Origin of the sequence: Streptomyces sp. NPDC056486, assembly GCF_042795295.1 — a bacterium.
Lineage (GTDB): Bacteria > Actinomycetota > Actinomycetes > Streptomycetales > Streptomycetaceae > Streptomyces.
Map to the genome: position 1 here is coordinate 73,520 of NZ_JBHTSF010000020.1, position 13,151 is coordinate 86,670.

Annotated in this window: 10 protein-coding genes; 7 read left to right on the plus strand and 3 right to left on the minus strand. The window is 69.9% G+C overall.

The window, feature by feature from the left end; all coding sequences use genetic code 11:
• Genes ACFQ7F_RS11590 through ACFQ7F_RS11605 form a run of 4 tightly spaced genes read left to right on the plus strand, consistent with a single transcriptional unit; the run spans window position 1 to window position 3,601 of the window.
• Complete coding sequence (locus tag ACFQ7F_RS11590) at window positions 1-948, plus strand: ABC transporter permease (RefSeq protein ID WP_383269355.1); 948 nt, start codon at window positions 1-3, stop codon at window positions 946-948.
• The gene (locus tag ACFQ7F_RS11595) at window positions 948-1,817 is read left to right on the plus strand and encodes an ABC transporter permease (protein ID WP_383269357.1); all 870 of its coding nucleotides are present in this window, start codon (window positions 948-950) and stop codon (window positions 1,815-1,817) included. The genes ACFQ7F_RS11590 and ACFQ7F_RS11595 overlap by 1 nt, the downstream gene beginning before the upstream one ends.
• Before the next feature lie 3 nt (window positions 1,818-1,820).
• A complete protein-coding gene (locus tag ACFQ7F_RS11600; RefSeq protein ID WP_383269359.1) occupies window positions 1,821-2,786 on the plus strand; it encodes an ABC transporter ATP-binding protein in 966 nt (321 codons plus the stop codon).
• Window positions 2,786-3,601: an ABC transporter ATP-binding protein gene (locus ACFQ7F_RS11605; RefSeq protein WP_383269361.1), complete on the plus strand. Its 816-nt coding sequence runs from the start codon at window positions 2,786-2,788 to the stop codon at window positions 3,599-3,601. The genes ACFQ7F_RS11600 and ACFQ7F_RS11605 overlap by 1 nt, the downstream gene beginning before the upstream one ends.
• A 220-nt stretch (window positions 3,602-3,821) precedes the next feature.
• Here ACFQ7F_RS11605 and ACFQ7F_RS11610 read toward each other — a convergent pair whose 3' ends face one another.
• The gene (locus ACFQ7F_RS11610) at window positions 3,822-4,025 is read right to left on the minus strand and encodes a cold-shock protein (protein WP_018528239.1); all 204 of its coding nucleotides are present in this window, start codon (window positions 4,023-4,025) and stop codon (window positions 3,822-3,824) included.
• A 335-nt stretch (window positions 4,026-4,360) separates the two neighbouring features.
• On the opposite strand from ACFQ7F_RS11610, the gene ACFQ7F_RS11615 reads away from it, so the two are divergent.
• Window positions 4,361-5,245 carry a menaquinone biosynthetic enzyme MqnA/MqnD family protein gene (locus ACFQ7F_RS11615; protein WP_383269380.1) on the plus strand — a complete coding sequence of 295 codons (885 nt, stop codon included), beginning with the start codon at window positions 4,361-4,363 and terminating at the stop codon, window positions 5,243-5,245.
• 148 nt (window positions 5,246-5,393) lie between these two features.
• The gene (locus ACFQ7F_RS11620; RefSeq protein WP_383269363.1) at window positions 5,394-7,073 is read left to right on the plus strand and encodes a serine/threonine-protein kinase; all 1,680 of its coding nucleotides are present in this window, start codon (window positions 5,394-5,396) and stop codon (window positions 7,071-7,073) included.
• A gap of 83 nt (window positions 7,074-7,156) precedes the next feature.
• Here ACFQ7F_RS11620 and ACFQ7F_RS11625 read toward each other — a convergent pair whose 3' ends face one another.
• Window positions 7,157-7,756: a hypothetical protein gene (locus ACFQ7F_RS11625; RefSeq protein ID WP_383269365.1), complete on the minus strand. Its 600-nt coding sequence runs from the start codon at window positions 7,754-7,756 to the stop codon at window positions 7,157-7,159.
• Between the two features lie 60 nt (window positions 7,757-7,816).
• Window positions 7,817-12,517, minus strand: coding sequence for an FtsK/SpoIIIE domain-containing protein (locus ACFQ7F_RS11630; protein WP_383269367.1), 4,701 nt, complete (start codon window positions 12,515-12,517; stop codon window positions 7,817-7,819).
• Window positions 12,518-12,826: 309 nt separating this feature from the next.
• Between ACFQ7F_RS11630 and ACFQ7F_RS11635 the strand changes: the two genes are divergently transcribed.
• Window positions 12,827-13,132, plus strand: coding sequence for a WXG100 family type VII secretion target (locus ACFQ7F_RS11635; RefSeq protein WP_361836889.1), 306 nt, complete (start codon window positions 12,827-12,829; stop codon window positions 13,130-13,132).
• Window positions 13,133-13,151 lie beyond the last annotated feature (19 nt).

Consider the following 13,151-nt stretch of genomic DNA (forward strand, 5'->3'; position numbering starts at 1 on the left):
ATGCTTGCTCGCATCTCACGGCGTCTCGCCGGGCTTGTCGCCACTCTCTTCGCCGCCTCGTTCGTCATCTTCGCCGCCGTGTACGCGGCGCCCGGTGACCCGGCGGTGTTCCTCGCGGGCGGCCGGGACAAGCTGACACCGGAGCGCCTGGCCCAGGTGCGCTCCCAGTACCACCTGGACGAGCCCTTGGTGGTCCAGTACGGCCGGTGGCTGTGGGACTGCGTCCACTTCGACCTGGGACGCTCCTTCAAGTACAGCGACCAGGTGGCCGACCTGGTGACGGCCCGCTTCCCGACGACACTCCAACTCGTCGCGTACGCCACGGTGCTGTTCGTCGTATTCGGCGTCGGCGCCGGAATCCTGGCCGCCGTGAAGCGGTCCACGTGGGTCGACTCGGCGGTCGTGGGCGGCACGACGCTCGCAGCCTCGGTACCGTCGTTCGTGGCGGCCATCGCGCTCGTCTCCCTCTTCGGCGTGCAGCTGGGGTGGTTCCCGGTATCGGGCTCGGGCGACGGCTTCGGGGGCACGCTTCACCATCTGACGCTGCCCGCACTGTCGTTGGCGCTCGGCGCCCTGGCCATCATCAGCCGGGTCACCCGGCAGGCGATGGCGGACGCCGCCGCGTCCGACCACGTGGAGGCGGCGCGCGCTTCGGGAGTACCGGAGCGCGACATCATCCGGCGGCACGTCCTGCGCAACGCGCTCGGGCCGATCATCACGATGTGCGGACTCGTCATGGCGGGAATGCTGGCGGGCACGGTGGTCGTGGAGACGGCGTTCGGCATCAGCGGGATCGGTTCGCTCCTGGTGGGCGCGATCAATACGCACGACTTCCCGGTGGCGCAGGCGGTCCTGCTGCTCATGGTCACCGGCTACATCGTGGTGACGACCCTGGTGGACGTGGTGCACCCGCTCCTCGACCCGCGAGTCAAGGAGGCACGTTCCTGATGGCTTCCACCGCTGCTTCTACTGCTGCTTCCCCCGCGGCGCTCGCGCCCTTGGCCGTACGCCGCCGTCGACGCCCCATCGGGGTGATGGTGGCCGCGGGCCTGCTCGGCCTCGTCGTACTGGCCGCCGTGTTCGCGCCGCTCCTCGCGCCCTACGCACCCGACGCCATCGACCTCTCGGCATCACTGGTCGGAACGTCGGGCGACCACCTCCTGGGCACCGACTCGTCAGGCCAGGACCTGCTGTCGCGCGCCCTGTACGGAACCCGTACGAGCCTGATCGCGCCGATCCTGCTCCTCGCCGTCGCGGCCGTACTCGGCGTCACGCTCGGTGTGCTCGCTGCCTGGCGCGGGGGATGGGTGGACGCGCTGGTCTCGCGGATCACGGACGTGATGTACGCGTTCCCGGGCCTGCTGTTCACCGTCCTGATCATCGCCGTCTTCGGCGCGGGAATGACGACGTCGGTACTGGCGCTCGGCCTCGCCTTCACGCCCACCATCGCCAAGTACGTCCGCTCACTGGCCCTTTCGGAGTCCCGCAAGCCGTACGTCGACGCCTACCGGGTGCAGGGCATGGGCGGCGCGCGGATCTGCGTCGCGCACCTGGTCCCGAATCTGGGCCGCGCGATCCTGGGCTATCTGGTGGTGCTCTTCGGGGAAGCGCTGATGTCGCTCGCGACCCTCTCCTACCTCGGCTTCGGCGCCCAACCACCCTCATCCGACTGGGGCTTGATGGTGCAGGAGGGGCAGGCGGCCGTGGTCCAGGGCGCGTTGCTCCCGGCGCTCGTCCCCGGCACGGCCATCGCACTGGTCGTCGTGTCCTTCAACGTGGTCGGGGTCTGGGCCGCCGACCGGCTAGGGAGGCAGTGACCCATGCTGCTCGAGATCGAAGACCTCACCCTGCGGGTGCCGGGCGCGGCCCGGCCACTCCTCGAATCGGTGTCCCTCACCGTGCGGCCCGGCGAAGTCGTGGGCCTGGTCGGTGAGTCGGGTTCGGGCAAGTCGACCACGGCGAAGGCGGCGCTCGGCCTCCTTCCGGCCGAGGGGGAGACATCGGGTTCGGTCCGTGTGAACGGCACCGAAGTCCTGACCCTGACGGGCGAGGCCCTGCGGACGCACCGCGCGCGGACGGTGGCCATGGTCCACCAGGACCCCCGCGCCGCCCTCAACCCGGTGCGCCGCATCGGTGACTTCCTGGTCGAGAGGGGCGCGACGCGCGAGCGTGCCGTCGAGCTCCTGGACGCCGTCGGCCTCTCGGACCCCGAACACCGGGTACGCCAGCGCCCGCACGAGCTCTCCGGCGGGATGCTGCAACGCGTGGTCATCGCGGGCGCGCTCGCCGCCGAGCCGAGCCTGCTCCTCGCGGACGAGGCGACCAGCGCCCTTGACGTCACGACGCAGGCGGAGATCCTGGCACTCCTGCGCCAACTGCGGTCCACCCGGGACCTGGGCCTGCTCTTCATCACCCACGACCTGCACCTGGCGGCGGCGTACTGCGACCGCGTGTACGTCATGTACGCGGGCCGGGTGATGGAGGAACGCTCGGCCGAAGCCTTGTTCGCGGCCCCGGCCCACCCCTACACGCGCGGCCTGCTCTCCTGTTCGCCCACCCTGGGCGACACGACCCACACCCTCCGCCCCATCCCGGGCCGCCCGCCGTCCCTGTCGGACACGTTTGATGGCTGTCCGTTCGTGTCGCGGTGCGGGGACGCGGAGACGGCATGCGAGACGTGGACTCCGGAGCAACTGAAGCTGGCCGACGGGGGCACAGCCGCCTGCGCTGTTGTGCCCACGATGCCGAGCACCGACACGACAGAGACAACAGAGGTGAGCCACTGATGCCCCAGGACCTGCTGGCAGTAGCGGGCCTCAGCAAGAGCTACCCACTGCCGGGCGGCGGCCGCCACCAGGCGGCGGACAAGGTCACGTTCACGGTCCACCCCGGCGGAGCCATAGGCATCGTGGGCGAATCGGGCTCGGGCAAGACGACGGTCGCCCGCATGCTGGTGGGCCTCGCCCGCCAGGACTCCGGCACGGTGACGGTGAACGGCCGCCCCCGCGAAGCCCGTACGCCCCGGAGGCGCGCCGCACGCCTTGCCAGGGCCAGGGAGATCCAGATGGTCTTCCAGGACCCCTACCTCTCCCTGGACCCCCGCCTCACCTCGTCCCAGTGCCTGCGCACGGCCCTGCGTCTGCACGGCAGGGACGAGGAGCTTGCGGCCGGGCTCCTGGACCAGGTGGGCCTGGGCTCACGCGAGGCCGGCGCCCGCCCCCGCGAACTCTCCGGCGGCCAGCGCCAGCGCCTGGCCATCGCGCGGGCGCTCGCGGTGGATCCCCAAGTCCTGGTCCTCGACGAGGCGGTGGCGGCACTCGACGTGTCGATCCAGGCCCAGATCCTCCAACTCCTCGGCGAGATCCGCCGGGACACCGGGGTGGCTCTGGTCTTCGTCAGCCACGACCTGGCCGTCGTCCAGCACATCACCGACGAGGTCCTGGTGATGCGCCGCGGCAAGGTGGTGGAACAGGGCCCGACGGACCGGGTACTGACGGCACCGGAAGACCCGTATACAAACCTGCTGCTCGCCTCGGTCCCGGGCGAGGGCTGGAACCCCCAGGACGTGACGACGGCGAGGGCGGCATTGACGTCGAGTTAGCGCCCCTTCAGGGGCGCGGGGAACTGCGCACCCAGCCACGGCGCACCCGCAGAGAACAGGCGCACCCGCAGAGAACAAAGGACCAAGGCGCCCACGCCAGGAAAAGGCAGGAGCCCCGTCTTCCGCTTACGCGGGGAGACGGGGCTCCTTGGGTACTGCTATCCGTGTCCGGATCAAGTCACCGGAACTCTCACACATCCCATTCGCATGGGACGCCCCACTACTGGGGGGTGACGTTCTCCGCCTGCGGACCCTTCGGGCCCTGCGTGACATCGAAGCTCACGGCCTGGTTCTCCTCAAGGGAGCGGAAGCCGTTCGCGTTGATCGCGGAGTAGTGGACGAAGACGTCGGGGCCTCCGCCTTCCTGGGCGATGAATCCAAAGCCCTTTTCGGCGTTGAACCACTTCACGGTTCCGGTAGCCATAAGCCCTCCTTGGGCCAAAGGGTTGCCCTGCTCCAGAACCTGCGATTGTTGAAACAACTGCATAAGTCTGAAAACGACGAGAGCCCGCGGGTCACATGCTCCGCAGGCTCTGTACTGCAAGGGAAACCAAACTGCAACTTGCGGTGAGCTTAGCACGCAGGCAGCTGAAAGCAATAGGGGGCAAGATCACGTCACCCGGATGTTTGACGTACCCCCTGAAGGGGTTGACGGACCAGGTCCGGAGGGGTTGACAAGGGCGAGATCGGGCCCCGCTTTCTGCACCGTACCGCAAGGGGGCTAGCCTCCCCGATGTGGACAATTCTCCCGTTGGCACCATCGCCGGGGAGGGCTCAGATCAGCTCTCCGGCCATCACCGCACCCCCAGGCCGCGCGTCGGTCACATTCAGTTCCTGAACTGCATGCCCCTGTACTGGGGTCTCGCGCGGACCGGAACGCTGCTCGACTTCGAGCTCACGAAGGACACCCCGGAGAAGCTCAGTGAGCAGTTGGTGCGGGGTGATCTCGATATCGCGCCCGTCACTCTCGTCGAGTTCCTCAGGAACGCCGACGATCTCGTCGCTTTTCCCGATCTCGCGGTCGGCTGCGACGGCCCGGTGATGTCCTGCGTGATCGTCTCGCAGGTCCCTCTCGACCAGCTGGACGGCGCCAGGGTCGCGCTCGGCTCCACCTCGCGCACCTCCGTGCGCCTGGCGCAGCTGCTGCTCGCCGAGCGCTACGGCGTGCAGCCCGATTACTACACGTGCCCGCCCGACCTCGGGCTGATGATGCAGGAGGCGGACGCCGCCGTACTCATCGGGGACGCGGCGCTGCGGGCGAACCTGATCGACGCCCCGCGCCTGGGTCTGGACGTGTACGACCTGGGCCAGATGTGGAAGGACTGGACGGGTCTGCCGTTCGTCTTCGCGGTCTGGGCGGCCCGGCGTGACTACGCGGAGCGCGAGCCCGCCGTCGTCGACGCGGTGCACAAGGCGTTCCTGGCCTCGCGTGACCTCTCCCTGGAGGAGGTCGGCAAGGTCTCCGAGCAGGCCGCGCGCTGGGAGGCCTTCGACGCGGAGATCCTGGAGCAGTACTTCACGACGCTCGACTTCCGGTTCGGGAGCGCGCAGTTGGAGGGCGTCGCGGAGTTCGCGCGCCGGGTGGGGGAGACGACAGGCTTCCCCGCGGACGTACGGGTGGAGCTGCTGGGGTCGCAGCCCTAGTACGCGACTGGGGCCGGCGACAGGGCATGCAGAGCCGGTAGGGCTTGCCTGGACCACCGGGTCTGCTCGCGGACTACCCTGAGCTGCAGACAGTGCCCGCGGCCCGTGTGGCCGCGGCTGTGCGGCGCGCCAGGGGGAGGCCTTCGTCATGCACCCGCTCGATCCCGGCGAACCGACCGTCATCGGCCCTTACCGCCTGCTCGGCCGACTGGGCTCGGGCGGTATGGGCCGGGTCTATCTGGGGCGCAGTTCGGGCGGCCGTACGGTCGCGGTGAAGGTCGTCCATCCGCACTTCGCGCTCGACGAGGAGTTCCGCGCCCGCTTCCGGCGCGAGGTGGACGCGGCGCGCCGGGTGGGCGGCGACTGGACGACGCCGGTGCTCGACGCCGACCCGGAGGCGGCGGTCCCGTGGGTGGCCACGGGGTATGCGGCGGGGCCTTCACTGACGGAGGCGGTACGGGACCTGACCCCTCTCCCCACCCATTCCGTACGCGTACTCGTGGCGGGCCTCGCCGAGGCGCTCGCGCATGTGCACGGGCTCGGACTCGTCCACCGCGACGTCAAGCCGTCGAACGTCATGCTCACGATGGACGGCCCGCGTCTCATCGACTTCGGCATCGCACGCGCGACGGACGGCACGGCCTCGCTCACGTCGAGCGGTGTCTCCGTCGGTTCGCCCGGCTACATGTCGCCGGAGCAGATCCTCGGCAGCGGCGTCGGCGGGGCGGCGGACGTCTTCTCCCTGGGTGCCGTCCTCGTGTACGCGGCCACGGGGGCAGCCCCGTTCCAGGGCGACTCCTCCGCATCGCTGCTCTACAAGGTCGTACACGAAGAGCCGGAACTCGGCGCGCTCGACGGAGATTTGCGCGACCTCGCACGGCAGTGTCTGGCCAAGGACGCCGGTGAGCGCCCGACCCCGCAGGAGATCGCACGGCGGCTCGCGCCCGCGGGTGCGGACGAACTCGTGGCGGCCGGATGGCTGCCCGGGCCGCTGGTGGAGCGGGTCAGCCGGAGTGCGGTGCGGATCCTCGACCTGGAGACGGACGGGGCCGGGGTCGCGGAACAGCCCTCGGGGCCGGTGCCGTTCGGCAGCTCGGTGGTGGGGTCCGTGGGGTCCGTGGAGTCGTCGGGGGGTGGGGCCTTCGGCCCGCCGGATCCTTCGTACGCACCGGTGCGGGCTGCTGCCTCCTCTCCGTCTGTCGCGTACGTTCCCACGCAGACGTCGGACAGACCGTCGGGCCCTTCTTCTGGCTCGCCCGGCCGGGTGTCCGTCTCGGTCGCCGCGACGTCGACGCCCAGTGGCGCCGACGGGCGTGGCCGCAAGGTCAGTTGCACGCTGGTCCTGGGCGTCGCGGGCGCGCTCGCGGCGGTGACGGTCGGCACCGTCTTCGTGCTGGGACTGCTCCCGGGGAACGACGACGGGTCGAAGGACGCGGGCGCGCAGCCCCCGGCCGCCACCGCGAGCGACCAGCCCGGCGGCAAGGTGCCCGCCTCGTACCGCGGCACCTGGGAAGGCCAGGCGGTCGCGGCGAACGGCGCTGTCCCGATGGGTACGTTCAGGCTCAAGGTGGAGCAGGGCAAGGTCGGCGAACGGTTCGCGGTCATGACGCAGACGGACCAGCTTGGCGGCGTCTGCGCCGTGGACCTGGTCCTGAAGTCGGTGTCGGAGAAGGAGATCGTCGCCAAGGGCAAGGGGCAGGCGGACAGCGCCGCCCAGTGCACGAAGAACACGCACACGGTGCGGTTGCGCCCGAAGGGCGACGATCTGGTCTACCTCTCGGAGAACGCGGAGTCGGGGAACCCGGAAGCACGGCTCTCACGTGCGTGAGGCTTGAACGGATTTCTCCCACCCGCCCGCCCGGCACCCCGCAGGGGCTTGTGGGCGAGCAGACAGGGAGGGCAAGCCTCCCTCTACGCCTTCCGCCGCGTCCGGTACGCCCCGTACAGCCGTCCGATCGCCACCGCGCCCAGCACCGTAGCTCCCAGGCCGACCAGCCATACGTACGGATAGTTCAGGCTGACCCAGCAGTACTCGCCACCGGAGTCGGAGCAGTAGCCGTTCCGGTGGCTCCGCTTGGGGCGGATCGTGTGCATGGCGATGGAGAGGATCAGGACGCAGGCGCCGATGCCGGGCAGCGCCGCCGCCGTCCACGCCGCCGAACGGGCCTTCTGCTGCTTCCAGTCGGTACGCCCCAGCGGCAACAGCGCGAGCGCGCCCGCCACGGGGAGAAGCAGCCCCGCCGTGACCGCGAAGCCATATCCCTCGCCCGGCCAGACCGGCGCGAGGTCGCGCCACATCTCGCCGGCCCAGGCGTAGGGGCCGAGGACGAGGCTGCCGCCCGCCGCGATCGCGACGAGGAGGACCAGGCAGGCGAACCCGGCCTTCCCCCAGCGGCCTTCCTGCGGGCCCTGCCGCTTCGGCTCGCGGGGCCGTCTGCCCTGCCAGGCGCCGCCTCCACCGATCGCCGCTCGCGCGGCCTTGCGCCGCGCAGGCTTCGCCGAACCGGCCATCAGCTTCCCGTCCCCCGTCCTCCGTCCCCCGTCCGCTGCCTCAGGTCCTCTGTCTCCGCGTCACATGGGCGTCGTGACGGTGACCGGCTCCCCGCTGCCCGTGTACAGCAGGCCCTTGCCCGGTGCGATCGGGCCGCCGACCATGCTCCGGGTCGTACGGATGCCGATCAGTTCGCCGCTTGAAGAGTCCTGCGGGGAGAGCAGGATGCCGCGCCGGCCCTTCTTCGCCTCGACCTGCCAGCCGGAGAAGCCACCGCACACCTCCTCCTCGTCGCCACCGATGACGAGCCCGAGACCACGCTCGGAGCCCCGCTGCACGAGCCGCTTGAACTCGCGCTCGGCGTCGCAGTCCTCCAGGACCTCACCGTCATCGATGATCCACACGATCGGCTCATCGGGCGTCGCCGACTCGACGACCTCCTTGAAGTCGTCGCTCTCGATGTCGTCGTCCACGAAGACCTTCAGCACGCCTTCCTGGCCGTCCAGTTCACGCAGCGGCGAGGGCCGGGGTGCGGCGATGACGAGGCGTACACCCTGGGTCAGATAGGACCGCGCCAGGTTCATCAGTGTCGTACTGCGGCCCGACTTGGCCGGGCCCGCGACGACGAACGTCGGCACGCCCTGCGCGAGGTCGGGGCCGAAGCCCATGATGTCGTCGCCGCCGATACCGGCGAGCGCCCAGAGCTTGGAGCGCGAGGCGTCGGGGTCCCGCATCTCCCAGGCGTCGGTGAAGTTGATCCGGCTCGGCAGGCTGTCCACGCGGAACGGCTTGCGCGAGCGCGGCACGTCCGCGTCCCGCGCTGCCGCGGCCTCGCCGATCTCGGAGATCGCCGCGGCCTGGCCCTGGCCGGTGGAGTCCTCGGCGAGCAGCGCGAACTGCGTCTCCGTACCGTGCTCGTTCTTGAAGCCGCGGCCCGGCGGAATCTCCTCCGGCACCTTGCGCGCGTTCATGCCGAGCATCGAGAAGTCGGAGCGGTCGGCGAGCCGCAGGCCGTACTTGTCCTCGGTGAGCGAGGCCATGCGGCCGATGAGGACCTGGCGGTCACCGGTGATGACCAGGTGGATGCCGACGCTCGCGCCTTCGCGCATCATCGCCTGCAGCTCGTCGGTCAGCTCGCCGTGGTCGTACTCGCCAAGGGTCGGCAGCCAGCCCTCCCAGCGGTCGAGGAGTACGACGATGTGCGCGAGCCGCTCCTCCTCGGGCGCCGCGGCCCGCTGCTCGCCGATGTCGGCGAAGCCCTTGTCGGCCAACAGGTCCTGGCGGCGGGTCAGTTCACCCTTGAGGCGGGTGACGAGGCGCACCGCGCGCTCGGTCTGGTTACGGCTGACGACGGCGCCGCAGTGCGGAAGCCGGGTCAGTGCGTTGAGCGCGCCGTTGCCGCAGTCGATGCCGTAGAGGTGCACGTCGGCCGAGGAGTGCGTGCGGGCGATGGAGCCCGCGAGCGTACGCAGGATCTGCGAGCGGCCACTGCGCGGGGCGCCGCCGATGAGCAGGTGCCCGAAGGTCTCGAAGTTGACCACGACCGGGCGGCGCGCCTGGTCGGAGGGGATGTCCTCGAGGCCGTACGGAGCGGGCGCGAGGGAACCGGGCTTGTCGCTCGCGGCAGGCAGCGGGATCTCGTCGAGCTGCAGCGTCTCGGAGAGCGCGGGCAGCCACGGGCTGTGCTGGGCGGGGATGCCCATCGTCGTGTTCGCGTCGCACACGGCGTCCACGAGGACCTTGAGGTCGGTGATCTCCTCTTCCTGGCGCGCCTCGGCCTTGGGCTTCACGAGCGCGGCGCGGCCCAGGTCCTCCCACCCGAGCGGACCCGCCCAGGGGGCGAGGAGTGCCGGGTCGGTGGCGCCGGGCCTGCGGCCACCGACGCGGCCCGACTGGAAGGGGACGAGCGAGGCGTGACCGAGGCGGACGTAGGCGCGGCCGGGCGTGCTCTTGGAGATGTGGCCGGCCTCGGGGGAGTCGATGACGTCGCTGGACTCGGCGCCGTCCGTCACGCGCAGGGCGATACGGAGGTTGGTGTTGGCGCGGATCTCGGGAGACACGACACCGCTCGGGCGCTGGGTGGCGAGGAGCAGGTGAATGCCGAGGGAACGACCTCGCTGGGCGATGTTCACGAGCCCCGTCACGAAGTCGGGCAGGTCACGCACCATCGAGGCGAACTCGTCGATGACGATGAGGAGCCGGGGCACGTGCGGGTGCGAGGGATCGCGGCGCACCAGGTCCTGGTAGTCCTCGATGTCCTTGGCGTCGGCGGCGGCGAGGATGTGCTCGCGCCGCTTGAGCTCGGCGCCGAGGGACTCCAGTGCCCGCTCGACGAGGTGGGCGTCGAGGTCGGTGACCATGCCGACGGTGTGCGGCAGCTTCACACAGTCCTTGAAGGCGGACCCACCCTTGTAGTCCACGAGGACGAAGGTCATGTTCTCGGGGGTGTTGGCCACGGCGAGCGCGGCCACGATGGTCTGGAGCAGCTCCGACTTACCGGAACCGGTCGTACCGGCGATCAGGCCGTGCGGCCCGTCCCGCCGCATGTCGATGCCGAAGGGCCCGTCGTACGACTCACCGAGGACGGCCATCGTCGACTGGCCGCCCATCCGCCAGCGCGCGGTGATCTGGTCGGCCGTCGGCGGTTCGAGCTGGAGCACGTCGAGCAGCCGGCTAGAGCTGGGCAGCGCCGAGTCCTCGGTCTCGCCGCTGATGTCGCGCAGCGGGGAGAGGGCACGTGCGAGCCGCCCGCACCACGCGGGGGAGACGAAGTCGGGGCGTACGGAACGGATGCGGGCGGCGCCCGTCTGCTCGACGCGCAGCCGCAGTTCGAGGGGCTTCTCGACGTCCTGCTCGCTGCTCTCGGCCTCGGTGGAGTGCCAGGCCTGGAAGGAGGGGAAGCCGCCGGGGGCGGCGGGAGCCTGGGCTGCGGTGTCCGCGCCCCGGGTCGGCAGGCTGATCTCCTCGGGCCGCGGCTCGGCGATCACGATGGCCTGGCACTCGCCGGGCAGGAACCGCTCCTCGGCGTCGAGGCAGAGCGCGAACATGGACACGGAGGGCCCTTCGCGCAGCAGCTTCACCACACCGGGCATGGACCGGAGGCGCCGTGAGCCGTCCCAGACGACCACGATGTCGGGGTCGCCGAAGGAGGCCCCGCCCTGCCGGTTGTTGTTCTCCTTGGCGGCCTTCTGGCGGGCGGCGAGGATCTGGGTGAGCTCACCGATGCGGGATCCGACGGTCTCGGCGTCCGTCCCGATCAGTACGTTGGCGTCCTGCGCCCCGGAGGGCCGCGAGTGCGGCAGCCAGCGCGTCCAGTCCCAGGTCTGCCGTGCGGAGTTCTCGGTCAGCACGTAGAACTGGACGTCGAGCGGGCTGTGAAGGACCGAGGCCTGCGCGACCGCCCAGCGGCCGAGCGCCTGCGCGGAGTCGCCGGGCCCGGCTATGCCGATGACGCCGAGCTTGCGCAGCGAGAGCGCGACGGGCGCGTCCTCGATCTTCCAGGTGACCTCGCGCTTGTGGTCGTCCTGCTCGGGGTCGTCGAGCACGACCTCGGAGTCGAGCCGTCCCGTGCCGACGCGAAGCAGCAGATGGTCCTCGTCGGTACGCCGCCGCTCCCACAGCCGCGTACGGGGCCCGGTGCTCAGCGAGAGAATCCCGGCCGGGCTGAGGATGGCCTGCCGCTTGTCGAGCCGCTCGGCGACGAGGGCTTCCTGGGCGTCCTTCTCGATCCGCTCCTTGTGTTCGTTGTACTCCTTGACCTGTTTGGCATGGGATTTGCGCCCGTGCTTCTTGTCCATGAAGTAGTTGCCGAACAGGATCAGCGGGCTGAGCGCCGCCATGATCAGGTAGTACCAGCGCTGGAAGATCATCGCCGATACGACCGCACCGACCAGCGGCGTGAGCGCCATCAGCCAGGGCAGCGGCCTGGCCTCGTAATCGCGTACCGCATTGGGCAGCTTGAATTTGGTCTGCCGCTCGGGCGGACGCAGTCGGGGAGGCCGGTTGTAATCGAGTCCGGAACCGTCGTCGGACCACTTCAGAGCGGCATTGGGCGGGGTATAGCGGTCGAGTTCGAGAAGGGTATTGCCGAGGGCGATCTGAGCTCCGAGGGGCCATTCGCCCTTATCCCGCTTGTCGCCCTTGTCCCGCGACTTCGCGCCCTTGTCACCCTTATTCTTCTTACCGCTCTTAGAGGCGGCTTTATCGCCCTTCTCGTCCTTCTCGGTGTCCTCGACCTCACCGAACGGCTTTCCCTCAAGGGTCACGCCGTCTATGTCACCATGTACGGCGACTTGGCAGGTTCCATCGGTTGCAACTGACAACGTCAGGGCGCGCGCGGGCAGTTCCGGATCATCGATGCGGATGTACGAGGCGGGCCCGCTGCCGATGTCGTAGCGGCCGATTCCGAGCCGGTGCACGGCGCCGGCCACGGGTCCGCCCGCGACGCGCAACTCGACGAGGCCGGTGGGCTCGCCGGGCAGGCAGCCCGCGGGATCGTGCAGGCTGACGACGGCGCCCTCGCGCAGCGGGGAGGTCCCGATGGTGGCGGCGGCGTCGATGGGATACCCGTCGACGAAGACGATCGGTGCCCCGCCCTGGCCGGTGCCCGGCTGGAGCTGATGCCCGCCGATCGGAATGATCTGAGCGTCGCCGCCGCCGTACCCGACGTGCGACGCCAGCTCCTTTGCGATGTCCCCCACGGAGGACTCAGGATCGGCGTCGAGCACGACGTCGGCGTTGGCGCCGCCGAGCGGATCGACGACGGTCAGAGTCAGGCGCACGATCGTCCTCCCGTTCAGCCCGCTGCGACCGCTTCCGAAACGCGGTCACAATGGCTGGTTCACAGTGCCTGTGAGACTGTCCACAGTGCCTGTGACGATAGCCGCTCCACCCTTCCCGGAGGCAACGGGCTGTGCGTGAGCTCATAGCAGAGCTGTGACTCAACCGGGGTGTGCTCACTTCTGCCCCACCCGTAAGCTGCTGACTCAAGAGCGGAAGATCGTACGAGCGGCTGCACAGCCTTCGAGCGGCCCGCACTGAGGAGCCAAGGGGGATGGCCCTGCGGCGAGTTGGATTGGATGTGAAGCCACATGGCCAAAGACGCCGATATCACCTATGAGGAGATGCGGACCGCGGCGGGCAAGCTGAACGACGCCAAGGACAAGATCGATGAGAAGCTCGACGCTCTCGAGCGCTTCATCGAGAACCTGGTGAAGAACGGCTACACGACTCGCAAGGGTTCGCAGGCCTTCGAGGACTCCTTCAAGGAGTTCAAGAAGGGCGCCAAGGACACCATCGAGGGCCTCACGGGCATGGGCAAGTTCCTGACCAGCGCCGCGAAGGCGTACGAGGACCTGGACGACGACCTCGCGAGGGGCGTCAAGGGCAAGGGCTAAGACCCCGGCCTATGACCCG